24 protein-coding genes are annotated in these 24,717 nt (G+C 63.5%); 14 read left to right on the top strand and 10 right to left on the bottom strand.

Translation table 11 applies throughout. From position 1 onward, the window contains the following. Positions 1-16: 16 nt before the first annotated feature. The 6 genes from X739_RS161555 to X739_RS1000000167620 form a co-directional block, all read right to left on the bottom strand. The gene (locus X739_RS161555) at positions 17-1,861 is read right to left on the bottom strand and encodes an ABC transporter ATP-binding protein (protein WP_023792862.1); all 1,845 of its coding nucleotides are present in this window, start codon (positions 1,859-1,861) and stop codon (positions 17-19) included. Then, on the bottom strand, positions 1,854-2,831 hold the full coding sequence (locus X739_RS161560; RefSeq protein WP_023792858.1) for an HPr kinase: 978 nt from the start codon (positions 2,829-2,831) through the stop codon (positions 1,854-1,856). Before X739_RS161560 ends, X739_RS161555 begins: the two co-directional genes overlap by 8 nt. After that, a complete protein-coding gene (locus tag X739_RS161565) occupies positions 2,828-4,750 on the bottom strand; it encodes a lasso peptide isopeptide bond-forming cyclase (protein ID WP_023792854.1) in 1,923 nt (640 codons plus the stop codon). The genes X739_RS161560 and X739_RS161565 overlap by 4 nt, the downstream gene beginning before the upstream one ends. Then, positions 4,747-5,139, bottom strand: a complete 393-nt coding sequence (locus tag X739_RS161570) for a lasso peptide biosynthesis B2 protein (protein WP_245273778.1) — start codon at positions 5,137-5,139, stop codon at positions 4,747-4,749. Before X739_RS161570 ends, X739_RS161565 begins: the two co-directional genes overlap by 4 nt. A gap of 109 nt (positions 5,140-5,248) precedes the next feature. Further along, entirely contained in the window at positions 5,249-5,548 is a 300-nt protein-coding gene (locus X739_RS161575; RefSeq protein WP_015314226.1) for a PqqD family protein, read from the bottom strand. Positions 5,549-5,684: 136 nt separating this feature from the next. Continuing rightward, positions 5,685-5,837, bottom strand: a complete 153-nt coding sequence (locus X739_RS1000000167620; protein WP_015314225.1) for a lasso peptide — start codon at positions 5,835-5,837, stop codon at positions 5,685-5,687. Between the two features lie 507 nt (positions 5,838-6,344). Between X739_RS1000000167620 and X739_RS161580 the strand changes: the two genes are divergently transcribed. The 7 genes from X739_RS161580 to X739_RS161605 all read left to right on the top strand — a co-directional run bounded on the left by X739_RS161580 (position 6,345) and on the right by X739_RS161605 (position 13,145). Continuing rightward, a complete protein-coding gene (locus tag X739_RS161580; protein ID WP_023772468.1) occupies positions 6,345-7,475 on the top strand; it encodes a nucleotidyltransferase family protein in 1,131 nt (376 codons plus the stop codon). A 64-nt stretch (positions 7,476-7,539) separates the two neighbouring features. Then, positions 7,540-8,562: a glycosyltransferase family 2 protein gene (locus X739_RS161585; RefSeq protein WP_023781676.1), complete on the top strand. Its 1,023-nt coding sequence runs from the start codon at positions 7,540-7,542 to the stop codon at positions 8,560-8,562. A gap of 277 nt (positions 8,563-8,839) precedes the next feature. Beyond that, positions 8,840-9,241, top strand: a complete 402-nt coding sequence (locus X739_RS161590) for a hypothetical protein (protein ID WP_023772470.1) — start codon at positions 8,840-8,842, stop codon at positions 9,239-9,241. A 143-nt stretch (positions 9,242-9,384) separates the two neighbouring features. Further along, entirely contained in the window at positions 9,385-10,251 is an 867-nt protein-coding gene (locus X739_RS161595; RefSeq protein WP_023792846.1) for a family 16 glycosylhydrolase, read from the top strand. Between the two features lie 50 nt (positions 10,252-10,301). Then, the gene (locus tag X739_RS161600; protein ID WP_023772472.1) at positions 10,302-11,633 is read left to right on the top strand and encodes a UDP-glucose/GDP-mannose dehydrogenase family protein; all 1,332 of its coding nucleotides are present in this window, start codon (positions 10,302-10,304) and stop codon (positions 11,631-11,633) included. A gap of 65 nt (positions 11,634-11,698) precedes the next feature. Further along, positions 11,699-11,998 carry a hypothetical protein gene (locus X739_RS1000000167045; RefSeq protein ID WP_023772473.1) on the top strand — a complete coding sequence of 100 codons (300 nt, stop codon included), beginning with the start codon at positions 11,699-11,701 and terminating at the stop codon, positions 11,996-11,998. Positions 11,999-12,065: 67 nt separating this feature from the next. Continuing rightward, a complete protein-coding gene (locus X739_RS161605; protein WP_023772474.1) occupies positions 12,066-13,145 on the top strand; it encodes a glycosyltransferase in 1,080 nt (359 codons plus the stop codon). A gap of 27 nt (positions 13,146-13,172) precedes the next feature. Here the strand turns inward: X739_RS161605 and X739_RS161610 are convergent, their stop codons facing one another. Both X739_RS161610 and X739_RS161615 read right to left on the bottom strand, forming a co-directional pair. Continuing rightward, on the bottom strand, positions 13,173-14,195 hold the full coding sequence (locus X739_RS161610) for a phosphoribosyltransferase family protein (RefSeq protein ID WP_023772475.1): 1,023 nt from the start codon (positions 14,193-14,195) through the stop codon (positions 13,173-13,175). A 54-nt stretch (positions 14,196-14,249) separates the two neighbouring features. After that, positions 14,250-15,746, bottom strand: a complete 1,497-nt coding sequence (locus X739_RS161615) for a lipopolysaccharide biosynthesis protein (RefSeq protein ID WP_023772476.1) — start codon at positions 15,744-15,746, stop codon at positions 14,250-14,252. A 184-nt stretch (positions 15,747-15,930) separates the two neighbouring features. Between X739_RS161615 and X739_RS161620 the strand changes: the two genes are divergently transcribed. The 6 genes from X739_RS161620 (at position 15,931) to X739_RS161645 (ending at position 23,520) form a co-directional block, all read left to right on the top strand. Next, on the top strand, positions 15,931-17,103 hold the full coding sequence (locus tag X739_RS161620) for a glycosyl transferase family 1 (protein WP_023772477.1): 1,173 nt from the start codon (positions 15,931-15,933) through the stop codon (positions 17,101-17,103). Between the two features lie 15 nt (positions 17,104-17,118). Further along, on the top strand, positions 17,119-18,108 hold the full coding sequence (locus X739_RS161625) for a glycosyltransferase family 2 protein (protein ID WP_023781671.1): 990 nt from the start codon (positions 17,119-17,121) through the stop codon (positions 18,106-18,108). Further along, the gene (locus X739_RS161630; protein ID WP_023792836.1) at positions 18,108-19,058 is read left to right on the top strand and encodes a glycosyltransferase family 2 protein; all 951 of its coding nucleotides are present in this window, start codon (positions 18,108-18,110) and stop codon (positions 19,056-19,058) included. Before X739_RS161625 ends, X739_RS161630 begins: the two co-directional genes overlap by 1 nt. Beyond that, positions 19,048-20,016: a glycosyltransferase family 2 protein gene (locus X739_RS161635; RefSeq protein ID WP_023772480.1), complete on the top strand. Its 969-nt coding sequence runs from the start codon at positions 19,048-19,050 to the stop codon at positions 20,014-20,016. Before X739_RS161630 ends, X739_RS161635 begins: the two co-directional genes overlap by 11 nt. Before the next feature lie 74 nt (positions 20,017-20,090). Continuing rightward, the gene (locus X739_RS161640; protein ID WP_023772481.1) at positions 20,091-20,987 is read left to right on the top strand and encodes a UTP--glucose-1-phosphate uridylyltransferase; all 897 of its coding nucleotides are present in this window, start codon (positions 20,091-20,093) and stop codon (positions 20,985-20,987) included. Between the two features lie 148 nt (positions 20,988-21,135). Further along, positions 21,136-23,520 carry a polysaccharide biosynthesis tyrosine autokinase gene (locus X739_RS161645; RefSeq protein WP_023781668.1) on the top strand — a complete coding sequence of 795 codons (2,385 nt, stop codon included), beginning with the start codon at positions 21,136-21,138 and terminating at the stop codon, positions 23,518-23,520. 88 nt (positions 23,521-23,608) lie between these two features. Here the strand turns inward: X739_RS161645 and X739_RS1000000170260 are convergent, their stop codons facing one another. After that, positions 23,609-23,848, bottom strand: coding sequence for a hypothetical protein (locus X739_RS1000000170260; protein WP_023792830.1), 240 nt, complete (start codon positions 23,846-23,848; stop codon positions 23,609-23,611). 123 nt (positions 23,849-23,971) lie between these two features. Next, the gene (locus tag X739_RS1000000170255) at positions 23,972-24,310 is read right to left on the bottom strand and encodes a hypothetical protein (protein ID WP_023792821.1); all 339 of its coding nucleotides are present in this window, start codon (positions 24,308-24,310) and stop codon (positions 23,972-23,974) included. 27 nt (positions 24,311-24,337) lie between these two features. On the opposite strand from X739_RS1000000170255, the gene X739_RS1000000170250 reads away from it, so the two are divergent. Beyond that, a complete protein-coding gene (locus tag X739_RS1000000170250) occupies positions 24,338-24,490 on the top strand; it encodes a hypothetical protein (protein ID WP_023792817.1) in 153 nt (50 codons plus the stop codon). Positions 24,491-24,717: the final 227 nt, after the last annotated feature.

Here is a 24,717-nt window from a genome sequence, read left to right as displayed (position 1 = left end):
GGGGACATCATCGTCCTCAGGCCACATCGGCGGGTTCGGTTTCCGACTGTTCTCCCGATAGCATCCGGGACAACCGGCTCCCCGGCTTCGCCTTCAACCGCTGATATTGCCCGACCTCCACCACACGACCATCTTCCATCGCCACCACCCAGTCGGCGAAGGCGATCATCGACGGCCGGTGCGCGATGGTCAGGATCGTCATTGCGCCGCGCAGGCCGTCGATCGACCGGGCGATAAGCGACTGGTTCTGCCAGTCGAGCGCGCTTGTTGCCTCGTCCAGGATGAGCAGTGACGGCTTGCGCAGCAAAGCACGTGCCAGCGCGATGCGCTGGCGCTCGCCGCCCGAGAGGCGCACGCCGCGGTCGCCGACCACGGTATTCAGCCTCAGGTCCAGTCGGTCCACGAAATCGCCGGCGTGAGCGGCGCGCAGTGCCCTCCACAAGTCGTCCTCGCTGGCCTGGGGCGCGGCGAGGCGCAGGTTCGCCGCGATCGTGTCATGCAGCAGGAACACGTCCTGCGGCACATAGGCCACCTGATCGCGCCAGCGGCGGCGATTGCCCGCATCGATCTCGACGCCGTCGACGAGGATCTTGCCGGCGGTCGGCTCGAGCAGCCCGAGCAGCATGTCGGCGATCGTGCTCTTGCCTGACCCGGACGGGCCGATGAGCGCCGTGACCTTGCCGGCCGGAAGGCCGAAGGTGATGTCGCTCACCACTGCCTTGGCGGCGCCGTCGTCGTAGACGAAGGAGACGTCGCGAATGTTTAGCCCCGTATCGAGGGTCAGCTTGCGGGCATCCGTGGAGTCGACATGGCCAGGCTCCCGTTCGGCGTCGAAACGCGCCTGCAGGTTGCGCATTGCCGTATAGGCGGGCAGGTTGATCAGCACCTGCTGGGCCTGCGTCTGCATGTCCATGAACCGCGGCGCGATGCGCATGAAGACCAGGAGCAGCACGACGATCTCGGCCAGCGACAGGTGGAAGCGGACCAACGCCACATAGATGAAGACGCTCAAGCCCACGACGCTCGCCACCTGGAACACGGCGGTGCCGATCGAAGAGTTGCGGACATAGGCGATATTGTCGGCCTTCATCTTTTCGAGCGTGACCTGCAGCTGCGCGAAATAGCTGGCCTCGACATTCAGGCTCTTGGCCACCTTGATGCCACCCAGAAATTCCGAGACCGTGCGGTACTGGTCCTGGCGATTGGTCGTCAGGATCCGGCCGAAGGCGGTGGCTCGCGAGCGAAAGGGCTGCAGCGCTATGAACATCACGATGCCGATGACGACGGCAAACGCCGTCATGACCGGCGATATGAACATGGAAATCACCAGATAGCCCGCCAGCAGCACGGCGATCTGCACCAGCATTAGCAGGGCAAAAGCCGCCCCTTGGACGCGGTCTATGTCTCCGGTCAGGGCATGGTCGAGATCGGAGCCGCGCATGCGCGTGAACACGCCCCAGCGCGCCTTGCCGATGCTCTCGAACAGGTTCATGCGCAAGCGGTTGATGAAATCGAAGAGCAGCCTTGCCATGTACACCGACTTGAAGCGGTTGAAGGCTGCCTGCACGGCAACAAGCCCGACCAGCGCGCAAAGCACCGTGGTCAGCTGCAGCGTTCCGCCGGGCACCAGCCAGCGCAGGAAATCGATATTGGGCAGTCTTACCGCGAAATCCTGGTCGGCACGGCCGACCAGGTGCAGCAACGGCACCAGCAGCAGGATGGAAACGCCTTCCGTCAGGCTGCCTAGGATCAGGAACAGCAGCGCCGTCCAGGTTCGTCGTCCGCCGATCCGGGCAATGACGGCGCCGAATGCCGCGACATCGCGAAACAGCGACAGGCTGAAGACCGATGACCTAGGCATCTCCAGCCAATTCCTTTTCGATCAGCGCCACAGCCTCGCCGATCCTGTCGATGCCCGTCGGAACGTCCAGCCGGCACACGCCGACATGGTTAGCAATCGCTGAACAATGGCGAAGATGTATCGCCGCGAAATCGCCGGAGAGCGCCGCGCGGCCAAACCGCGTCACGTAGGAGAATTTGATGATGGCTGGCAAGGCGGCGATTTGAGGCAGGAGGGTGATCCCGGCCCTTTCGCGGCGCTCGAGGATGTAGATCCTGGCCGCCGGCACCCTGTTGCCGGAGAAGGCGCCGTGCAGGCGATGCTGCATCTTCTCGATCGCCGGATGCACTTGCGGTCGCACTTGCGCTTGCTCAAGCGAGATCGCCGCCGCGGCATCGGCGGCAAGCTTGATCTGCGGAAATCCCGGAACGATCATCGGTTCGTCCGGGTTGGTGAGATCGAGCGCCACGACGTCGTCGGTGAGCAGGTCGTGTCCGGCCCGGATCAGCGCGCTTGCCGTCGTCGATTTGCCGGCGCCCTTATCGCCCATGAAGATGGCGCCCCTGCCGGTCACCGCGATGGCGCTGGCATGCAACACCAGCAGGCCGCGCTGGTGCAGCAGCAGCGCCAGCACCGGCCCCAGCAACGGGAAGGCAAGCAAGCTGTCGCCGACGCCGGGCGCCGGCTGGACATCGATGCGGCGGGCGTCGCTGATCAGGAATGCGCCGACGGCCTCCCAGGCCAGATACTGCCGGCCAGGCTCGAAACGGAAGACGGTCGCTGCCTCCGCCGAAGGCTTGGGCATATCGATCGGGCCGATGACGATCTCGATGTCGGCCGTTGCCGGGTCGGCCGGCTCCAGTTCGGGCAGCGACACGTCGGACGCGATGAGCAGGCCGTAGGCCCGGTAGTAACTTCGTTCTCCCGCTGTCCTGTCGCGGCTGGGAAGACGGTCGAGATCGCCGGCGAACGGCTCATGGCGAGACATCATGCGGGGCTCCCGCCATGCTGGACCTGCCGCAGCCACAGCGACAGCGACGCCGAGCGCCAGACATACTGGACATCGAGCGGTGCCGCCTGGTCCGGCTGGCGCAGCAGCCGCGCATAGGCGGCGTTTACTTCCGGCAGGTTGACATAGGGTGCGATGCGGCCCGCATCGCCGACCAGCAACTGCTCCAGCAGGTCGCGATGGTTGCGCACCATGCCGTTGACCAGATTGGCGGTGAAATCGATCTTGTCGCGCCGCCACTGTACCGCCGCCGGCAGGATGCCCTCCATGGCCCGGCGCAGCACGTAGCGGCCAAACCCATGACGGAGCTTCTCCTCGCCCGGCAGCCCGAGGCAGAATTCCACCAGCGGCTTGTCCCAGAAGGGGTACCGCGGCTCGACGCCGAAATTGGCGGCGGCCTTGTCCAGAACCTCGAAAGAGTGCGGAACATAGCCGTTGGACAGGATCCAGCGATGGCTGAGCGCGTCGCTGGCTTGGACGCCAGGCGGCATGTAGCCAGCCCGATGGAACCGGTCGACGAGCTCGGTTCGCCTGGCAAGGTCCGGATTGATCAGGTCGCGCCAGCTGCGGCCACGCTGCGACCGGGCGGGCCTGCGCATTCTGTTCAGGGCTCGATTCCCCAGCTGTCTCAGCCTGGCGATGCGCCAGGCCGGCCCGTAGATGGTCAGGAACTGGAAATACAGGCCGAGCGTGCTGTCGCCATAGGTGTTGGAGGCACTGCGGACCTCGCGCCAAAGGTCCAGCCATCTGCCGCCATTGGCAAGCTCGTGCAGATGGCCATGTCCCTGTGAAACGACCTCGTCGCCGCCATGGCCGTCGAGGAGCACCTTGATGCCCTTGGCGCCGGCCGTCCGATAGATACCGCGGGTCAGCGTCAGGCCCGGCGCCAGGAACGTGCCTTCCTGTTCTTCCAGCACCCGTTCGAATTCTGCGAAGGGTGCATAATTGCCGACTGGGATGAACGTCGGATCGGCTTTCTGCTGATCGAGCACGGCATCGATGAACGGGCGCTCGTCCATCGATGAACCCTTTTCGAACACGAGTGAGAAGGTCGGTAGCCTCGGCTTGCGCTCGGCCGCATTTTGCAATCCCGCCACGCAGGTGATCGAGGATGAATCGAGGCCGCCGCTCAGCATCGCGCCGATCGACGGACTTCCTCGCATGCGGTTGCGGACCGATTGCGCGAACAGATGGGCGAATTCCTCCGCCGCATCAGGCCGCGGTGCGCGCTGGGTTGGTTCGATCTGCCAGTACCGGCGCAGCACCAGACGTTGCACGGTGACGGTGAGGCTGTGACGCGCCGGCAGGGCGAAGATGTCGCTGTAGGGCGTGGACTGTGGGTCATCAGGCAGCCCTGCCAGGAACCCCGAAATCCGGTGCTCGCTGAGGCGCGCGCCGACCCCGTCGAGGCCGAGCATTGGCCCGATCTCGGAGGCAAAGGCAAAGCGGCGTTCCGCTGCGTGGTAATAGAAAGGCTTGACCCCGAAATGGTCTCGCGCGCAAAACAAAAGCTGCCGCTCGGCATCCCAGATGGCAAAGGCGAAGTCGCCTTGCAGATGCACGGGGCACGTTTCACCCCAGCGCAGATAGGCCCGCATCAGCAACGCCGCATCGGCGACTGAGTTGTCCCTGATGCCGAGCCTTGCGAGCAGCTCGTCGCGGTTATCTAGCCGGCAATCGGCGGTGATGGCCAGCTTGCCGCCGGCCATGGTCAGCGGGCCGGGGCCGGCTTCGTCGGTGGTGTTGAGCCAGGCATGGCCAAGCGCGACGCCGCTGTCCTGCCACCACGACGTCCCGTCGGGACCACGATGGCGCATGCGCGCCAGCATCTGCTGGATGTCGCTCGCCGCTTCAGCCGGCGCGGGGCCTTGTCGAAGCAGGATTCCGGCTAGGCCGCTCATCGGCTGCCGTGGTCGACCAGGTGGGCGAAACCATCGACGGATCCGCCAAGCACGATGTGGTTATCGCTGACCAGCCAGGCATGGGCCTTCAATTGCTCGCCCGTGCCGCGCTCGATGCCGATGCGGATGTTCGACGCATTGCCTTGGCGCGCGAGCAGGTATTGGCCCGACAGCGCCTGGGTCAGGCATGTGGCGCCCGGAACGAACCGTGCGGCGGCAGCAACCCCCCAGGCGACAAGCCGCAACTCGCCCATGCTGGCACATTGGTGCGCGTTGAGCCGCGTCACCATCCCGCGGACGCGGTTGTAGGAGAACAATGTCAGCCCGAGCCGGACGGTCGTGACCACCAGCAGGCAGCGGCACAGGAAAAGCGCTTCCGAGCCGCTCAAGGACAAAATCCTGGCCACGCTGCGCCTGCCAGGCCGCTGCTTCATCGGCCGGGGATTTCTCTGCGTCACAGGTCTTTGCCGCGCAACCATGGCCTTCTGCGACACCTGCCTAGACGAGTGCCTCATGCTCAAGCCTCGCAAGCCCGTTTTCCGCCAGGCCTTTCAGCAATGCGTCGACGTCGGCCTTGCAGCGTTCGGCGTCGACATTGTAGCGAGCGAGGACGGCGCTGCGGATATCCGCGATCGGCTTGGGTTCCTGGATCAGTTCCCAGATGAAGGCGCCGACGCCGTTGAGGCTGTAATAGATATTGGACTTCAGGTTGAGAAGCGCGAGGCCATCGCCGAATTCGCAAGCAACGGCGTCCTTGGTGGCCTTTACGCAATCGTGCTCGGATGGGTTCCAGTTCATCCTAAAACCTCGTTTGCAACACACGGTCTACGCGTCATCAAGTTCAACGGAAAGTCGGGGATTTTTCATCCCCGGCTCCATTTCATTGTCTTCGATTCTTGAGGCCCAACGTCATTCCTCCAGAATCAGGCTAGTCTCAGGAGAACGTCAGGTCGCCGATCGGGGTGTGCGCGGGAAACGACGCGTCGATTGCCGTGCTGCCACCGCCGCCCTGGGTGATGGTTTCGATTGAACCATGTACTGTCAGGTTTGGCGTTTCGTACTCATGCTTTTCAACATTCTGTTCCATTTTTACTCTCCATAAGGACTGGAAACGGCCTGTCGATTGCCGTCAGCACTTTCATGCTGCACCGCAATAGCTGCACAGCAACATTTATGAGTCAAGCCTGATTTACCAGCCGTTAATCAATTATGGGTTGCGAACGTCACTCGGAGTGTAAGAAATCGACCTCTTTCGACATGGAGCCGGGTGCGAGTGATCCTCGTCATAAGGGATTCCATACCCCGTTGATTTTCCACAATTAAGAGGCAGCCAATGCTGGCCATTACCATTGGACAACGCTAAAAGATACGCAACTTTCAGCTGATCCCATCGATGGCCCGGCCGAAGCGCTACGCCAGGGTGGGAATTCGTCCACACATCTCATCACCTTCCGCGAAGCCGTCAAACGCCATGGTTGCAAAATCTCGCACTGCGAAAGGAAAGGCTTTACGGCGCCGCCGTTTTTGACGATGCTTTGCTTAGCAGCTGCAGCATACGCTTCGCGCAAACCGCTTTTTGGAGACTGTGCGCTCAATGGCCTTGCCGGAAAGCACCTATGAAAGACTGCGCGCCACCGACTGCGCCGACGAGATCGCTTATGTGCGGGCCTGCTTACGGTTATATTTCGCGGGGCCGGCGGCCTCGGCCGGTGAAACGTGGACGCCGGGCCTTTCCGACGCTGTCGTCACCGATATCGCCAGGTTGAACAAGGTCGGTACGTTCGTCCTGAAGGCGCTGTCGCGTACGCCGGCGCATGAGAGGCCGGCGGAACTGTTCCAGTGGCTCGAAACCTATCGCAGGAGGACGGTGTCGATGAACGCCGCCTGCCTCATGGATTCGATGGCCATTCACGAGGCGCTGCTCGACAGGCGGATTGATTTTGTCTTCCTGAAAGGGCCGTTCCAGCAGCATCTGCTTTATGACGATCATTTCATGAAACCCTCGGGCGATATCGACATTCTGGTTTCACCTGCCGGGTTCTTGAAGGCGCGCGAAGCGTTAGGCTCGATCGGCTACGAAGTATCGGGCAAGTCGCGTTCGGTCTGGTGGGTCCGCTTTCTCGGCGAACAGCACATGATCCGTGGCAAGGGGTCGAAATCATCCACTGTCGACCTTCATTACCGGCTTCAGCAGCCCGGCTCGCCCAGTCCGCGCGATGCCGACGGGTTCCTGCGGCGAAAACGGCTGGTCGAGATCACCGGCGCCGAAGTCCCGTTCACGTCGGCCGCCGACACGCTGATGCTGGCCTGCATCAGCGTCGCCAAGGCACTGTTCAACCGGGAGCCTTGCGCCGGCTACGTCTGCGACATCAGGGCCAGCGCCAGCCGTCTCGGCCACGCCGATCAGCAGCGTGTGCTCGATGCAGCGGTAAGCCAAGGGCTGGAGGACACGCTGCTGCTCGGCCTGCGCGCCGCCGATGTGCTGCTCGGCGGCACCGGCACGCTCCTGTCGGAGCGGGCCAAGCCGATCCTGTCGCGCATCGGCAACGAGGACCTGCTCAACATGGTCATCGCGCCATGGCTGTCGTCGCTGCGCTGGCCGCAGCGACGGACGGTGTTGTGGGAATTGTGCGGCCGGGCTCCGGTCCGTTACCTTTCCGAGGCCGGCTGGGCGGCGTCGGCGGACATCAGCCGCCGCATCTTCGAACGGCCGGCCGGCCCGTGATGGGGGTGGATATCGAACGCGTACAGGGCGAGGGCAGATCGGAACCTGTGCAAGAGGCAATTCCATGTCGATGACGAAATCCCAAATCTGCGTGATCATCGCGGCCAAAAACGCGGCGCGCACGATCGCCGTCGCCATCGCGTCCGCGTTGCGCGAACCGGAAGTTGGGGAGGTCGTCGTCGTCGACGATGGCTCCACCGACAATACGGCCGAGGTCGCGCGCTCCGCCGACGATGGCAGCGGCCGGCTTGCGGTGATGCGCCTGGACGTCAATCGCGGCCCTTCTTTTGCCCGCAATGCGGCGATCGCCGGTTCACGAGCCCCGTTCATCAGCATTCTGGACGCCGACGATTTCTTCCTCGAGGGCCGGTTTCGCAACCTGTTTGCCGGCGCCGATTGGGATTTCGCCGCCGACAACATCATGCTCATCAGGGATGACGCGGCTGGGGATGCAACCAAAATCGTCGCCCCGGATTTTGCCGCCGATCCGGAATTCCTCGATTTCGAAGGTTTCGTGGAAGGCAACATCTCCAGGCGCCGCGTCCAAAGAGGCGAACTCGGCTTCTTGAAGCCGGTGATCAGCCGTGCCTTTCTCGACCGCCACGGGTTGCGCTACGACGAGAGCCTGCGACTGGGCGAGGACTACGAGCTTTACGCGCGAGCGGTCGCCCACGGGGCACGGTTCAAGGTCATTCGTTCCTGCGGCTACGGCGCTATCGTGCGCGCCGATTCACTCAGCGGCCGCCACAAGACGCAGGACCTGAAGCGGCTGGCCGATGCCGATCTGGCGCTGCTGGCGATCGACAGCCTTCCGGAAGGATCCAAAGCAGTGCTGCGGCGGCACGAGCGGCACGTGCGCGACAAATACCGGCTGCGCAATTTCCTCGACGTGAAGGCCGAGCGGGGCCTGGCTTCGGCCGCTGCCTACGCCTTCGCAAGCCAATCCAACCTCGTCCCCATCGTCCAGGGCGTGGCGTCCGACAAGATCGAGGCGCTGTTTCGCAGTGTTGGCCTGGTCTCCAGGAACAAGCACGTGCCGCCGCTGCGTTTCCTGATGGCTGGAACCAGCACTGGCAAGGGACGGTAAGGCGCGATGTTACCTGCCGACCGCGAGCCCGCCACGCAACCATTTCGATTGGATTTATGAGTTTACGAATTGGGTGGTTGCCTCGCGGCTCTGAGGATGGCAGTCTATGTTGCGGTGCAACAAATTGACCGACCAGCCGAACTGGCGGACTGGTGCGAAGTCTCTCTTCGTCAGAGGAGTTGGGCGACGCGGTTTCGAGTTTTCAACCCCGGTTGCGGGGATCGGCCTGTGGCCTGAAAGGCGGCCAGGAAGCCGGCGATGACGGGAATTTAAGTTCATGGCCTCGATATTCGGCTTCAGATCAAGGGATCCGGCCCGCGACAGGCAGACCGACGTTGCGCGCCTGGACCGGCTGGCGAAGCTTTTCGAGCAGATCGCCGCGGAGATCGAGGCGGAGAAAACCGGCCTGGAGACCCGCTACCGCAAGGACGCCACCAACGCGGCCTTTCTTGTCGAAGCCATGGAAAACGGCTCCGCCTCCGACCGTCGCTCGTCCGAAGTCAGCGCGTTGACGCAGTCGATCCTGAACAGCGAGCGCCGCATCGCCGCACTGTCGCGCCAGGGCGGCAGGATGCGCGAGCTCCGTCATTCGCTGGGCGTGGTCTTCGACGAGAATACGACAACCGATCCGGCGGCGACGGTCGAACCGGCCAGGCAGGCGGGAGCCGGCCGAAATTGAAGGCGGCGGCGCGGGACCGTTACGGCGAAGGTGATGCGAGGCTGGAAGTCGGGAGGACAATTGAAAAGGTCAAGGTTGGCCCGTTTGGAAGCGGTTCGAACGTCGACTTTGGGTTGGGGACACAGCGCAAAGGTGAGTTAGTCATGAATTCGGATCCAAAGACCATGTCCACGACAGCAATCGATGCCCCTTCAGCCCTGCATTTCTGGCGGCGGTCTGGTCTGGCGGTCGCTTTGCTGCTGGTCGCTCTTGGCAGCCTGCCGGCAACCCCGTCTCATGCGCAGGATATCCAGTCCGCGCCCTCTTTCGTCGACGATTTCAAGAATTTCGACCGCGAGCGCTGGTACGTTTCAGACGGCTGGACGAACGGCAGCCATCAGAATTGCACCTGGTCGAAAGGCTTGGTCAAGCTTTCCGATGGCGTTCTTTCGCTCGGATTCGCGAAGCAGAAGACCAAGGATCGCGAGTTCGCCTGCGGCGAGATCCAGACCAAGCAGCGTTTCGGCTATGGTACCTATGAGGCGCGGATGAAGACCGACACCGGCCCCGGCCTCAACGCGGCTTTCTTCTCCTATATCGGCCCGTCCGACAAGCAGCCCTGGGACGAGATCGACTTCGAGATCCTGACCAAGGACACTTCCAAGGTGCAGGTCAACGCCTATATCGCCGGCAAGGGCAAGAACGAGAAGCTGGTCGACGTGCCTGGCGGCACCGACAGTGCCTTCAACGACTATGCCTTCGTCTGGGAGAAGGATAGCCTGCGCTGGTATCTCAACGGCCAGTTGGTTAACACCATCACCGATCCCGCGAAGTTGCCCAGCCATGCGCAGAAGATCTTCTTCAGCCTTTGGGGCAGCGACACCATGAAGGGCTGGATGGGAGCGTTCGCGGACCCGGGCCGCACGCTTTCGCTGCAGATCGAACGGGTCGCGTTCACCGCGCTGGGTCAGTCCTGCCAGTTTCCGGAATCGCTGGTGTGTAGTGTAAAAGCGCTGGGAAAGACGAATTGAACCGGCAGGGCCGAGAAGCGGTCCGCTGCCCTGGATGGGAATGAAACCGAATGAACTTGACGGTATTTGGAATTGGCTATGTCGGCTTGGTGCAGGCGGCGGTGCTTGCCGAGGTTGGCCACCAGGTTGTTTGCGTCGATATTGACGCGAACAAGGTGGAGCGGCTCAATCAGGGCCTCGTTCCGATCTTCGAGCCGGGTCTTGAAACGATCGTCAGGGAGAATCACGCCGCCGGCCGCATCAAGTTCACCACCGATGCGGCGGCCGCCGTCAGGCACGGCGAAATCCAGATGATCGCGGTCGGCACGCCGCCCGGCGAGGATGGTTCGGCCGACCTCAAATATGTGTTGGCGGTGGCCGAGACGATCGGCCGCGAGATGGATTCCACCAAGATCGTCGTCGGCAAGTCGACCGTGCCGGTCGGCACCTGCGAAAAGGTGAAGGCCAGGATCGCCGAGACGCTGAAGAAGCGGGGCCGCGAGGATCTGAGCTTCGACGTCGCCTCCAATCCCGAATTCCTCAAGGAAGGCTCCGCGGTCGCCGACTGCATGAAGCCCGACCGCATCATCGTCGGCACGTCGAGCGAAGAAACCGAGGCGGTGATGCGCGAACTCTACGCGCCCTTCAACCGCAACCACGAGAAGATGATCGTGATGGACGTGCGCAGCGCCGAATTCACGAAATACGCCGCCAATTGCATGCTGGCGACCAAGATCAGCTTCATGAACGAGATGGCCAATCTCGCCGAGCAGCTCGGCGCCGACATCGAGGAAGTGCGCCAGGGCATCGGCAGCGACCCGCGCATCGGCTATCACTTCATCTATCCGGGTCTCGGCTATGGCGGCTCGTGCTTTCCCAAGGACGTTCGCGCCCTGATCAAGACCGCCGAGGGCGTCAAGTACGACGCCAAGCTGCTGCGCGCCGTCGAGGAGCGCAACAATGACCAGAAATCCGTCCTGTTCGACAAGGTGCACCGCTATTTCAAAGGTAACCTCAAGGGCAAGACCTTCGCGCTATGGGGCCTGGCCTTCAAGCCCAACACCGACGACATGCGCGAGGCGCCCGCGCGCGTGCTGATGGAGGCGCTCTGGAACGCCGGCGCGGCCGTGCAGGCCTATGACCCCGAGGCCATGCAGGAATGCCAGGCCATCTACGGGCTGCGCGACGACCTGCTGTTGTGCGGCACCAAGGAGGCGGCCCTGCGCGGCGCCGATGCGCTGCTGATCGCCACCGAATGGAAGAGTTTTCGCGCACCGTCCTTCGATGCGCTGAAGGATGCCCTGGCCACTCCGGTCATCTTCGATGGCCGCAACCTTTACGATCCCAAGGTCGTGGCCCGCCACGGCATCGAATATCACTCGATCGGCAGAATGGCGGCATGAGATCGGACTCGGAGAGCCGAAAGCAGAATCGGGCCGACCGCCCGGCGTAGAAGGAATTGTAGCTGATGGTGCTGGACTTAAAGCCCGAGCAAGTCACCAAGGATCATTCCGATGTTGTCGCGATCGGTTCCGGCTTCGGTTCGGCTTTCGTCCTGCATGAGTTCGCCCGGCGGCGCAAGGCGCGCATCCTGGTCCTGGAATGGGGCCGCCACAACACGCATGAATGGCAGCTCGACCAGAACGTCAACACCGACATAGACGACGAGACGACCTCGCGCAGTTCGCCCAATGATCCCATCCGGTTCACCGGACGGCAGCCATGCACAAATCCGTTCGCGACGCTTGATCCGCCAAAGACTGCGTGAGGCGGCACTTGACGCTGCCGTTCATCGGCCATGGGCATTGAAACCCGATAGACGAGGAGCCAGGACCATGAAAGTTCTCTTTGCAGGCGGCAATGGCTACACACCGGAGTTCAGCGGCGGCGTGCAGTCGAGCACCCATCATCTGGCCGAGCAGTTGATCGAGCATGGGCATGAGGCCGCGGTGCTCGCCGCGCTGTTTGGCGATGGTGTCTTCGGCTTCAAGGCCCGTGCCAAGATGAAGCTTCTGCGTCAGCCGGCGGTCGTCGACAGTTTTCCCGGCTACCCGGTCATCCGGGCTTGGTTTCCCTGGGAGGCGGCGGCCTTCGCCGTCAACAGGGTCAAGCCGGATGTGGCGGTGGTCCAGTGTCACAAGTCGGTTCCACTCGGCAAGGCGTTGCAGGCCAAGGGCGTGCCGCTGGTCGTCTACCTCCGCAATGTCGAGTTTCGCGAGCTTGGAGGCGACCTGCGCGACTTGAGCTCGGCGCTCTACATCGCCAATTCCGAATTCACCGCGCGTACCTACGCCAGGGAGTTCGGTATCGAGGCGGCGGTGATCCCTCCGACCATCAATCCCACCCACTACAGCACGCCGACCTCAGGGCAGTTCGTCACCCTGATCAACCCGTATGAGGAAAAGGGCTTCGAGCTTGCGGTGAGGATCGCCGCCGCGTGCCCCGAAATCCCGTTCCTGTTCGTCGAAAGCTGGAAGCTGGCGGACGATCACCGGGCACGCATCGAGCAGACGATCAAGCCGCTCGGCAATGTCACGCTGGAGAACCGCACCAGTGACATGAAGACGGTCTATGGCCGCACCCGGATCCTGCTGGCGCCCAGCAAATGGGAAGAGGCCTGGGGGCGGGTTGCCTCGGAGGCCCATTGCAGCGGCATTCCGGTCGTCGGTTCGCGCCGCGGTGGCCTGCCGGAAGCGGTCGGCCCTGGCGGCACGGTGCTCGACTATGATGCCCCGCTTGCCGACTGGGTCGCGGCCGTCAGGCTCTTGTGGAACGACAACAAGGAATATGAGCGGGTCTCGACCCTCGCGCGTAGCTTCGCTGGCCGGCCGGAACTCGACCCCGACCGTCAGTTCGTCACCTTCTTCTCGATACTGGATAGGGCGGTGCGGCAGCGCGCACGCCAGGCCGCGTAGTCAAGCAGCGACCCGATCTGTTCTGCATCAGGCTGGGCGCTTGACCCTGTTCTTCAGGGTTTCATAGCCGCGTGCACCGAGCAGGGCGCGGGCAATCGTCTTGGCGGCGCTCTTGCGGCCCTCCTGCGAGTTGATCTGGCGCAGCCTCGCCGGCAGGTTTCGCGCGGCCTGCCCAAGTGCTGGCAGCGACAGCGCATCGGGAAAACTGACCATGTGCGTTTCGACGCACAGGACCGGTTTCCCCGACAGTTTGGCAATCCTCAGCGCCTGGGCATGTTCGCTTTCGATGAACAGGATGGCGTCGGATTTGCGATAGAAATCGGCCTTGAAACTGCCATGCGCGCCAAGCCGCTGGCGCTCCGCCTTGCTCGGCAGATCGAGCATGATCAGCTTGTCGTATTTGATCTCGTGCTTGGCGAGCCACGCCTCCGTCAACCCACGGTATTTTTCGAGCCGGCTGGTGACCAGCCAGCCGATCTTGCGGGTCACGGCATGAAGCGGCCGCGCCTCGCTGAGGAATTTTTCATAAGCCGGCCCGTCGTCGTTCTCGGCCTCGGTGGGGTCGAGACACAGCACCCCGTCTATGTCGACACAGCATTGCGCCAGGAATTTGTGATGCATGAAGTTCCACTGGAACATGCGCGGATGCGGCACTACCTCGAACACCAGATCGGTCTCCTGATGCTCCGGCTCCAGGCCGAAGACGGCGGCAAAGGTGTAGTCAGCCTCGATACCGGCGCCCTTGATGCGTGCACGGGCGTCGCGCATGGCATTGCCGCCGGCGATGCTGTCGTCGATCACCAGCACCTTGCGCATGTCCGAGACCTTCCGGTCCAGGGCCGCGCGGCGTTTGGTGATGCCTGACGTGTAGACCCTGCCTTCGAGGAAGGAGTCCAGGTCGGTCATCGGGATGTTCGCCGCAAGGCTGACCAGCGTTGCCGCCAGCACGCCGCTTCTGGGAACGCCGACCACCAGGTCGATGTCGCGTGGCAGCCGGTGAAGGTTGCTCACGATGGCGTCGTTCATGTCGGAGATCGATCGGTAGTGCATGGATCAGGCCTGATGCTTGGGTGGGATATGGAATAGACGACAAAGGCGCCGAAATTATTGCGCCTCGCGCGGCGTCGCCGCCGGCGCCCTTGCCGGCAGCATTTTCAAGGCGTCCCGCAAGGCTTCGCGGCCGGCGGCGAAGGTCAGCGCGACGACGATGGTGATCGCGTAGGCGAGGATGGCGCCGCTTGCCAGGGCGACGACATGCTGCTGCGGCAGCATCGGCTTGGCCAGCCAGACCGCCCCAAGCGCCAGATGCGCGCCTAGCACGAACGGCGTTGCCGTGCGCAGCACATGGCTGGCTTGCAGCGGTCCGCTCTTGCCGACATAGAGCCACAGGAAGGGCGTGCGCAGATACTCGCTGACCGCATAGGCGACCGCCACGCCGAGCGCGCCGTAGGGCAGGCCAAGCGCGAAGGCAAGCACCGAGGTCACCGCCGTGATGATGCCCCAGCGCATGAAGTCGCCGGAGCGGCCCTGGCTGACGAAAAGCCAACCAGCCGGATTGTTGAGCGGCTGCAGCAGGCCGGCAAAGCCGAGCGCCAGGAAGATCGAGGCGCTGGCGCGCCACTGCTCGCCGAGCACGAAGGGGATCAGCACATCCGACATCGCGGTGGCGAAAGCGACGCCGGGCAGCGCCACCAGAAGGATCAGCGGCATGACGCGCAAATAGGCGCTGCGATAGCGGTCCGGCTCGTCCTTCAGCCGCGACAGCGCCGGTACCATCACCTTCGACAGCGGGTTGGTGATCTGGCTGAGCGGGAACAGGAGCAGCTTGTAGGCGCGGTCGTAGAGCCCGAGCTGAGCCTCGCCCCAGTATTTGCCGATCAACACGTTGTCGAGATTGCGGGCGAAGAAATTGGCGAAATTGAAACCGGTGATCCCGGCACCGAAATTGATCAGCTCGCTGATCCCGGCGACCTTGCGCGGCATGCCTGGGCGCCAGCGCGAGCTGGCCCAGTAGCACAGCGTCGGCAGCACCGCGCCGGTCAGCGTGCCGGCAAACAGCGCCCAGTAGGAGCGGTCGATGAAAGTCCAGGCGATCGAGACGGCCAGCCCCGCGACGGCTCCGGCGACGTCGATGATCGCCAGGCGGCCGAACTGCATGCGACGCGTCAGCAGCGCCAGGTGCTGGGCGCCAAGGCCATAAGCCAGGATCTGCAATCCCAGTGCCGCCACCAGACCGGCGACGCGCGGCTCGCCATAGAAGGCGGCGACCAGGGGTGCCGCGCCCGCGAGCAGGCAGGCGAGGACCGCGCTGACGGCGACATTGATCCAGAAGAGGTAGTTCACCTCCTCATGCTGGATGCCCGATTTCTGGATGGTCGCCTGGGTCAGGCCGAAATCCTGGAACAGGGCGATGAAGGCGAGCACGGGCGCGCACATGGCCACGACGCCGAAATCCTGCGGCGACAGGAGTCGCGACAGCACGATGACGGAAATGATCTGCGTGGCGACCCGCACCGATTGCGCCATTGCGGTCACGACGGCACCGCGGCCGACCGATTTGCGCAGGGAGCCTTCCGGCGGATCGAATGGATTGGCTTCCAAATTCAGGATTCCTGATCTTCGCGTGGATTTCGGAGCCCGAAATTCACAACCGCCGCCGACCACAAACTACGGCAATAATTTTGCAGTGCAACAGAAAACGTGGAACGACGCGCCAAAAATGTTGCGATGCAGCAAGAGCTGTACTAGGCTTCCCCTGGGTGGGTCAAACAGCGGTCGAGTTTTCATGCTGCATGTCTTGTACCTGGTACATGATGTTTCCGACCCGGCGGTTCGCCGGCGTATCACGATGCTCAGGACAGGTGGCGCCCGGGTTACCCTGGCGGGCTTCCGCCGCGCCGCCGCCCCGATTGGGGATATCGAAGGTTTGCGGCCAATCGACCTTGGCGCGACGCGCGACGGGCGATTCGTCCAGCGCCTGGCGGCGGTGGCGAAAACAGCGGTCTCGATAGGTTCGAAGCTTAGGGACGTGCCGAAGCCCGACATCATCATCGCGCGTAATCTGGAAATGCTGGCGCTGGCCCGCCGCGCCCGGTCGGCTTTCGGCGCCGCTGTCCCGATCGTCTATGAATGTCTCGACATTCACCGCCTGGTGCTGCGCGACGATGTCCTGGGCAAGGCGCTGCGCGCCACCGAGCGTCATCTGGCGCGGGATGTGCGGCTGCTGGTGACCAGTTCCCCCGCGTTCATCGCCAATTATTTCAAGCCCTTCCGCCAGGTCGCGGCGCCGATGGAACTGGTTGAGAACAAATATTTCGAGGCGGCGGCGATTCTGCCCGCCGAGCGCGAGACGGTGGAAGGACCTCTCGCCCCGCCGTGGCGGATCGGCTGGTTCGGGGCGCTTCGGTGCCGCCGTTCGCTCGAACTGCTGGCCGGTTTCACGCGTCACATGGAAGGCCGGTTCGAAATCGTGTTGCGCGGCCGCCCGGCACTTTCCGAGTTCCCGGATTTTCATGCCTTCGTCGATGCCGAGCCTTACATGTCGTTTCGCGGGCCGTACCGCAACCCGGAGGACATGGCGGCGATCTATCACGACGTCCATTTCTCCTGGGCGATCGATTTCTTCGAGGAGGGACAGAACTCCGAATGGCTGCTGCCCAACCGCCTTTATGAAGGCTGCCGCTTCGGCGCGGTGCCGATCTCGATGGACAACACCGAGACCGGAAGGTTTCTGCGGCAGCGCGATATCGGCGTTTTGCTGCCGCAGGCCACGCCCGAGGCGCTCGCAACCGCGCTTGGCGGGATGGAAAAGCACCGCTTCGGCAGGCTGAAGGCGCGCGTGCTGGCCCACGATCCGAGGATGTGGAGCTACGATCGCAGCGACTGCGGCGCCCTGGTCGAAAAACTGCGCCGCCTGACCACCGTGCGCGAGCCGCTCGCGACCGAGGCCCTGGCATAGGATGGACATCGCCCGATGACGCAAGCGCTTGCCTCCACCCTGATCGTGATCCCGTGTCTCGATGAGGCGACTCACATCGGTGCGCTGCTCGACCAGCTTTGCCCGGCGGCGGAACGGCTTGACGCGCGGATCGTCGTTGCCGATGGCGGCAGCACCGACGGCACGCTGGCCATTGTCGGCGAGCGCCAGAGGAATGATCCTCGCATCATCCTGCTTCACAACGAAAAGCGCATCCAGAGCGCCGCGATCAACCTGGCGGTGGCCAAATTCGGCGAGGGTGCCCATTATCTGATCCGCATCGACGCGCATGGCGGCTATCCCGACGACTATTGCGACCGACTGGTCGAGGAGGCGTTGGCCACCGGCGCGGATTCGGTCGTGGTGTCGATGCTGACCAGCGGCAGCGGCACCGTGCAGAAGGCGGCGGCGGCGGCGCAGAACTCCAAGCTCGGCACCGGCGGCTCCAAGCATCGCCATATCTCGGCCGGGGAGTGGGTCGACCACGGACACCACGCGCTGATGCGGATATCTGCCTTCCAGGCCGTCGGCGGCTATGACGAGACGTTCAGTCACAATGAGGACGCGGAACTCGACTATCGGCTGAGGCAGGCAGGCTACAGGATCTGGATGAGCGGCAGGACGCAGATGGTCTATTATCCGCGGACCTCGCTGCGCGGCCTCTATGTCCAGTATCTCGGCTATGGCCGCGGCCGCGCCAAGAACGTGCTGAAACATCGTGTGATCCCGAAGGTTAGGCAGATTGTGCCGCTGGCGGTCTTCCCGGTGGTTCTGCTGGCGGCCTTCTCCTTCGTGCACTGGATCGCGGCGCTGCCGCTGATGCTGTGGGTGGCGGTTTGCCTGGGCTACGGCCTGGTGGCGGCCGTCAGCCAGCGCAATGCCGATATCGCGCTTGCCGGAGTCTCGGCGATGGTCATGCATTTCGGCTGGTCCGTGGGCTTCTGGCTGCAGCTTCTCGGCCTCGGCACGCGGCGGAGGGCGGCGTGATGGCGGTTGAGGTCAAGCATCGCAGCATCGACATCGGCGTGTGCACATTCCGGCGGCCGGAACTGGCCGACACGCTGCGCTCGCTCGCCGCCCTTGCCATGCCTGACGGCTTCGAGGTCGGCGTCATCGTCGCCGACAATGACGACACGCCGAGCGCCAAGGACCTGGTGACGGCGCTGTCGCAGGAATTGAAGTTGCCGATCCGCTACCGGCATTGCCCGGCTCGTAACATTTCGATCGCCCGCAACGCTTGTCTCGAGGCCAGCGAGGCCGATTTCCTTGCCTTCATCGACGACGATGAGACCGCCACCGCCCACTGGCTCGCCGAGCTGGTGGCAACGGCCGAAAAAAGCGGCGCCGCAGCGGTTCTCGGCCCGGTGCGCGCACTCTATCGTCCGGATGCGCCGGACTGGATGCGCCGCGGCGATTTCCATTCCACCTTGCCAGTCCACGTGCACGGCGAAATCCGCACCGGCTACACCTGCAACGTCCTGCTGCGCATGGGATCCGACAGCTTGCGCGGCCGCCGCTTCAGCCTGGCGCGCGGCCAGACCGGCGGCGAGGACACCGAGTTCTTCGACCAGATGCACAAGGCAGGCGGCCGAATCGCCTTTGCGCCGGAGGCATGGGTGGACGAGGCGGTGCCGAGGGCCAGGGCCGCATTCGATTGGCTCAGCCGCCGCCGCTTCCGGGTTGGCCAGACGCACGGCCATCTCCTGGCCCGCGGCGCCAGCGGCATCGCGCGAGCAAAGCAGGCCGGCCTTGCCGCGGCAAAGGCCGTTTTTTGCTTCGCCGCGGCAGTTCCGGTTGCAGCCAGTCCGGTACGCAGGAACCGCAGCGTCTTGCGCGGCATCATGCATGTCGGGGTTGTCAGCGGTCTTGTCGGCGTTCGCGAACTGCGCCTCTATGGCCAGCCTTCACCAGGGGAAGGAGGCAAGCGTGCAGCCTGACGTTTCGTCCGTGCCCGATGTGTCTTTTGTGATCGCCGCCTACAACGCCGAGGCAACCCTTGATAGGGCGGTCGCCAGCGCCATCGCCCAAAAGGGCGTCAGCCTCGAGATCATCGTCGTCGACGACAAGTCGCGTGACGCGACGCTCGATGTGGCGAGGGCCTATCCCGAGCATGTCGTGCGTGTCGTGGCGCTGGAAGAGAACAGGGGGCCCGGAGGGGCCAGGAATGCCGGGCTCGACGCCGCCCGCGGCAGGTGGATAGCGGTTCTCGATGCCGACGACGCCGTCTTTCCCGGACGTGTCGCCGCCATGATCGGCCGCGCCGAAAAGGCGGGCGCCGAGATCGCCGTCGACAATCTCCAGGTCGTCCGTGAGGACGGCGTGGTCGAGGACGCGATGTTCCCGCGCCGGTATCTGGAAGGCCTGCGCGAGATTTCGCTGGCCACCTACATCGCCGGCAACGTCGTCTTCGAATCGAAGTTCAATCTCGGCTATCTCAAGCCGATTTTCCTGCGCCGGTTCCTCGACGAAAACCGGCTCCGCTATGACGAGAAGCTGAGGATCGGCGAGGACTACATCCTGTTTGCCGAAGCCCTGGCCATGGGCGGAAGGTGCGTGGTGGAGCCCGATATCGGCTATGCCTATCATATCCGCGGCGGCTCCATCTCGCGTGTGCTCGAGCCTCATCACGTCGAAGCGATGCGCGTGGCGGATGCCAAATTCGCGCAAACCCACCGAATGGACGAAGCGGCCCAGGCCGCATTCGCCCGGCGCGGCCGCAGCCTGCGCAAGGCGGCGTCGTTCCTGGCGATGGTCCAGCACATCAAGGCGCGGTCCCCGCTCAAGGCGATCCGGACGGCGCTCAGCGACCCGGCGGCGGTCAGGCATATGGGCATGCCGATCGCCGTACGGTTGCGAAGAGTAGCGGCACAGTTTGCCGTGGGGGCGGGGAGGTGAAGATGCAGGCACATGGAGGGATTTTTCGTGGCCTGTGAATGGACTGTAGTCGATCTCCTCAGAAGGAATTTGCGATGAAGAAAATAAGGAAGGCCGTGATACCGGTGGCGGGGCTTGGAACACGGTTCCTGCCGGCGACCAAGTCGATGCCGAAGGAAATGCTTCCTGTCGTCGACAGGCCCGTCGTGCAATATGCGGTGGACGAGGCCTTCGAGGCCGGCATCGAGCACATCGTATTCGTAACCGGCCGCAACAAGGCGGTCATAGAAGACTATTTCGACCTGCATCCGGAATTGATCGGAACCCTGGAGCAAACTGGCAAGAAGACTCAGCTGGAGACGCTCGAAAGCATGCTGCCGGTGGCCGGCGCCACCTCCTTCATCCGCCAGCAGTCGCCGCAAGGTCTCGGCCATGCCGTCTGGTGCGCCCGCGAGGTCATCGGCAATGAGCCCTTTGCCCTGCTTTTGCCTGACATGGTCTCCTTCGGCGGGCGCGGATGCCTGGCCGAGATCACCGACCTCTATGCGCAGACCGGCGGCAATGTCATTGCCGTCGAGCGCTGCGATCCCACCGAGACCAACAAATATGGCATTGTCGGCCGTGGCGCCGACATTGGCGGCGGTTTCGAGGTGACGGCCATGGTCGAAAAGCCGGCGCCGGCCAACGCGCCGTCGAACTTCTACATCAACGGCCGTTATATCCTGCAGCCCGAGATCTTCCAGCTTCTGGGCAACCAGCAGCGCGGCGCCGGCAACGAGATCCAGCTGACTGACGCCATGGTTCGCCTGTCGCAGGAGCAGCCATTCTTTGCCCAGCCTTTCAAGGGGCGCATGTTCGACTGCGGTTCCAAGGAAGGGTTCATCCAGGCCAATATCGCCTTCGCGCTGGCGCGCGATGACATGAAGGGTCCGGTTTTCGAGATGCTCCGGGAGTTCGTCCGGACGCATGAACGCCAGGAAGAAGCCGCATAATGCCCATCTTTCGGGAGTATTGTCGGGTGGCTGACGGCGCAGGGGCCGGCCGGCTCCGCGCTGTCCGGCACCAAGCGTGTGTCGCGCCTGCCAATGCTCCCGATCTCTCCGGAGCCTGCGAGCGAGACAAGCCAGAATTGGACCGAAGATGAATTATGCCAATTTTCCTCTCGACAAGAGGATGCCATTGCCGAATTCGGACGCAGGAGACGGCGACGACTTCATCGATATCGAGCGGCTGCTTGGCATGGCCGCACGCCAGGCCAAGGTGGTTGGCGTGTGCGCCATCATCGGTCTTTTCCTGGGCATGCTCTATCTGCAGACCACGCCGCCAAAATTCGTGTCGGTCTCCAGCGTGCTGATCGATGAAGGTCTGAACAAGATCGTCGACGACATCTCGGCGGCATCGACGACCATGCAGACCGATTCCGCGATTCTAAGCCAGATCGAGATCCTGACCTCGACGCGGCTTGCCGCCGTGGTCGTCGACAAGCTCAAGCTCGACCAGAACGACACGTTCATGAACCCGCCCCAGTCGGCCCTTGCCCAGGGCGTCGGCTTTGTCCGCGGTCTAATCCAGTATGTTCGTCCGAGCAGCCCGGTCATGCCGGGTGTCGGCGACATCTCCAAGCTCGACCCCGCCGCGCGCGATGCGCTGATCGCCGGGTCGAGCCGCGACTACGCCATTCTCAAGCTGCAGAACGAGATCCGGGCGGATCGCGTCGGGCGAAGCTACGTTATCGCGCTTGGCTACCAGGCGACGGATCCGGCATTAGCGAAGGCCATCACCAAGGCCTATGCCGACGCTTATCTCGCCGACCAACTCGACGCCAGCTTCGACGCCACCGAGCGCGCGGCGGTCTGGCTGCAGGGCCGGTTGACGGAACTGCGCGAGAGCTCGCAGCAGGCATCGCTGGCGGTCGAGAAATTCAGGGCCGAACACGGCCTGTCCGCCAACAGCGACGGCCAGCTGATGAGCGACAAGCAGCTCGCCGACCTGAACGCCCAGCTCATCGTGGCGCAGGCCGACACCGCGCGTGCCAGCGCCCGTTACCAGCAATACAAGTCGATCGTCGACAGCGGCTCGGACAACGCTTTCAAGGATGCCGCCATATCCAGCGACCAGCCAAGCAGCTCGGTCATTGCGGCGCTCAAGACCCGCTATCTCACGGTCGCCAAACGGCAGCAGGATGTCGAGGCGAATTTCGGCCCGCAGCATCCGCAGGCGGTGGCGCTCGCCAAGGAGAAGGCCGACATCTCGACGCAGATCTTCGGCGAACTGAAGCAGCTCACCGAAAGCTACCGCAACGAGTATGAGGTGGCGTTGGCGCGCGAGACCGCGCTCAGGGCCAATGTCGCCGCCGCGCAGGGCAAGAGTTCGATCGACAACCAGTCGCAGGTTCAATTGCGTGATCTCGACCAGAAGGCGACGGCACTCTCCACGCTCTACCAGACGTTCCTCGGACGCTACGAGGAAGCCGCGCAGCAGCAATCCTTCCCGGTCGGCAAGATCCGTATCATCTCGGATGCGTCGACGCCGCTTGCCGCCTCGAGCCCGCGCACGGTCATTGTGCTCGGTCTTTCGCTGGTGCTCGGGGTTCTGATGGGCGCCGGCTTTGGCGGTCTCAACGAGTTCAACGAGCGGTTCTTCAGGACCGGCGAGGAGGTCCGCGACCGCGTCGGCCTCAAATTCCTGGGTTACCTGCCGACCATCGGCAGCAAACCGAGCAAGGAAGACAAGCCAGCCGAACCCGATCTCAAGGTCGCCAGATCGCCGGCCGCCATCGAAAGGCGCGCACGGATGCGGGTGAGCGTCGACGCTCCGGCATCGATGTTCTCCGAAACGCTGCGCAGCGCCAAGATCGCCTTCGATGTGGTGATGGAAGGGCAAGGCAGCCGCGTCATCGGCGTGATCTCGGTCCTGCCCGGCGAAGGCAAGTCGACGGTCGCGGCCAATCTCGCCGGGCTGCTCGCCGCCAATGGCTCCAGGACGTTGCTCATCGACGGTGATCTGCGCAATCCAGGCCTTAGCCGCAGCCTCGGCATGGAAGCCGAGCAAGGCTTGATGGAAGCGGTGGTGAGCGGCCAGACCTGGCAGTCCGTCGGCAAGATCGACAGGCAGACCAAGCTGGCGATCATTCCGGCTGTGCTGCGCGGGCATTTCTCGCACACCAGCGAGCTTCTCTCCTCGGCCGGTATGCGTCGTTTCATCGAAAACGCCAAGGAGACCTTCGAATACATCGTCGTCGATCTGCCGCCGCTTGGCCCGGTGGTCGACGCCAAGGCCTTCGCACCGCTGGTTGACGGCTTCGTGCTCGTCACCGAATGGGGCCGCACGCCGCGCGCCATGGTGCGCTCGATGTTGGAATCCGAGCCCTATGTCGCCAACAAGATCGTCGGCGCGGTGCTGAACAAGGTCGATCTGAAGAAGCTCGCCAAATACGGGTCGTTCGGCGCGTCGGAGAAATTCTTCGACAAGTACTCGAGCTATTATCTCGACAAGTCGGAAGTGCGTTCGAAGGCGACGGTCTGAGATAAGGCCGTTGCCCATCATGTCTTGGACCTGCGCAGCGCTTCTCATTCCGAAATAGCACAAAGTTTCGGCACCGTCCGGCCGCGGCTCATGCGGCCGGAGCGGCGCACAGCTCGCGGCTATGCCGCCTCAGCCGGTAACGTAAAAGCGTGTGGTCGAGCAGCAGCCGGATGCGCGGTTCGGCCTCGGTTGCCACCAGCCAGCTTGCCGCGATCATGGTCGCGCCGACCACTACCATCGACAGGAGATAGGGCAGCCCGGCGCGCACCATGGCGCCGAGCATTGCCGCGCCGATGACGTCGTGGATCAGATAGAGCGGATAGGTCATCAGGTCGATCCGGCGCCGGCGCTCCATCTGAGGTCGAGCGTGAGCGACCACGCCATCAGCGCGATGGCCGCGAGGAAGATCAGGATTGGCGGCGCGTACGGCATCACGGCTCCGACTTTGATGCTATGGACGTCGACGGAGCTGGCGATCTGCAGCACCCCGCCGAGGAACAGCAGGCAGCAGCCCCAGGTGAGACGCCGTCACCGCCTTGAACCGCATCAGCCAGATGAGCACGCCGACTGCGAAGAATGAGCCATGATGCACCAGCACGAGCTGCAGCCACCGCGTCTCGGCGAAGGCGGACCAGCCGAGCGGATAATAAAGGCACCAGAACAGCGTGCTGACCATGCCGATGACGATGGCAACCCTTTCCATCAGATGGAAACGGCCGAGCCGCAGCAGGATCCAGACGATGGCGTAGAAGGCGATTTCGATGCCGAGGGTCCAGTAGACGCTGTCCACCAGGGACCATAAGGCGCGAACAGGCCGGTGCGCACGAGTCGGATCACCGCATCGGTCGGCCAGCTCAAGCCGATCAGCAGCAACAGCGCCGCAGTGGTCGGGGCACAAATCCAGACCGCCGGCGCCAGTCTTTTGACCCTTGCCTCGAAGAACCGCGGCGGCGTCGAATTCTCGGGCTGAAGGCAATGACGAAACCGCTGATGACGAAGGAGATCTCGACGCCGATCCAGCCGGACCCGACCCAAGCGCCGATCCCGGGCTGCTCCGGAAGACCGCCGGTCGCTTGCGCCGAGATGCCGTCGGGATAGGCCCACACCCAGAAGCCGTTGTGATAGACCATGACCAGCACGGCGGCGAGAAACCGCGGGATGTCGATACCGCCAAAGTTTTTTGCTGAGCCATGCGAT

Source organism: Mesorhizobium sp. LNHC209A00 (assembly GCF_000502915.1).
Taxonomy (GTDB): Bacteria; Pseudomonadota; Alphaproteobacteria; order Rhizobiales; family Rhizobiaceae; genus Mesorhizobium.
Note: the sequence above shows the minus strand (reverse complement) of the source record. Positions and strands in the feature narration are given on the sequence as shown.

What these genes read in the sequence shown, in the direction of transcription:
- X739_RS161565 (WP_023792854.1), bottom strand. Translation starts at nt 4,750, where the DNA reads ATGAGCGGCCTAGCCGGAATCCTGCTTCGACAAGGCCCCGCGCCGGCT.
- X739_RS161630 (WP_023792836.1), top strand. Translation starts at nt 18,108, where the DNA reads ATGGCGGTTGAGGTCAAGCATCGCAGCATCGACATCGGCGTGTGCACA.
- X739_RS161575 (WP_015314226.1), bottom strand. Translation starts at nt 5,548, where the DNA reads ATGAACTGGAACCCATCCGAGCACGATTGCGTAAAGGCCACCAAGGAC.
- X739_RS161610 (WP_023772475.1), bottom strand. Translation starts at nt 14,195, where the DNA reads ATGCACTACCGATCGATCTCCGACATGAACGACGCCATCGTGAGCAAC.
- X739_RS161585 (WP_023781676.1), top strand. Translation starts at nt 7,540, where the DNA reads ATGTCGATGACGAAATCCCAAATCTGCGTGATCATCGCGGCCAAAAAC.
- X739_RS161555 (WP_023792862.1), bottom strand. Translation starts at nt 1,861, where the DNA reads ATGCCTAGGTCATCGGTCTTCAGCCTGTCGCTGTTTCGCGATGTCGCG.
- X739_RS161600 (WP_023772472.1), top strand. Translation starts at nt 10,302, where the DNA reads ATGAACTTGACGGTATTTGGAATTGGCTATGTCGGCTTGGTGCAGGCG.
- X739_RS161620 (WP_023772477.1), top strand. Translation starts at nt 15,931, where the DNA reads ATGCTGCATGTCTTGTACCTGGTACATGATGTTTCCGACCCGGCGGTT.
- X739_RS161580 (WP_023772468.1), top strand. Translation starts at nt 6,345, where the DNA reads ATGGCCTTGCCGGAAAGCACCTATGAAAGACTGCGCGCCACCGACTGC.
- X739_RS161595 (WP_023792846.1), top strand. Translation starts at nt 9,385, where the DNA reads ATGAATTCGGATCCAAAGACCATGTCCACGACAGCAATCGATGCCCCT.
- X739_RS161590 (WP_023772470.1), top strand. Translation starts at nt 8,840, where the DNA reads ATGGCCTCGATATTCGGCTTCAGATCAAGGGATCCGGCCCGCGACAGG.
- X739_RS161625 (WP_023781671.1), top strand. Translation starts at nt 17,119, where the DNA reads ATGACGCAAGCGCTTGCCTCCACCCTGATCGTGATCCCGTGTCTCGAT.
- X739_RS161640 (WP_023772481.1), top strand. Translation starts at nt 20,091, where the DNA reads ATGAAGAAAATAAGGAAGGCCGTGATACCGGTGGCGGGGCTTGGAACA.
- X739_RS1000000170260 (WP_023792830.1), bottom strand. Translation starts at nt 23,848, where the DNA reads ATGACCTATCCGCTCTATCTGATCCACGACGTCATCGGCGCGGCAATG.
- X739_RS161645 (WP_023781668.1), top strand. Translation starts at nt 21,136, where the DNA reads ATGAATTATGCCAATTTTCCTCTCGACAAGAGGATGCCATTGCCGAAT.
- X739_RS1000000167620 (WP_015314225.1), bottom strand. Translation starts at nt 5,837, where the DNA reads ATGGAACAGAATGTTGAAAAGCATGAGTACGAAACGCCAAACCTGACA.
- X739_RS161605 (WP_023772474.1), top strand. Translation starts at nt 12,066, where the DNA reads ATGAAAGTTCTCTTTGCAGGCGGCAATGGCTACACACCGGAGTTCAGC.
- X739_RS161560 (WP_023792858.1), bottom strand. Translation starts at nt 2,831, where the DNA reads ATGATGTCTCGCCATGAGCCGTTCGCCGGCGATCTCGACCGTCTTCCC.
- X739_RS1000000167045 (WP_023772473.1), top strand. Translation starts at nt 11,699, where the DNA reads ATGGTGCTGGACTTAAAGCCCGAGCAAGTCACCAAGGATCATTCCGAT.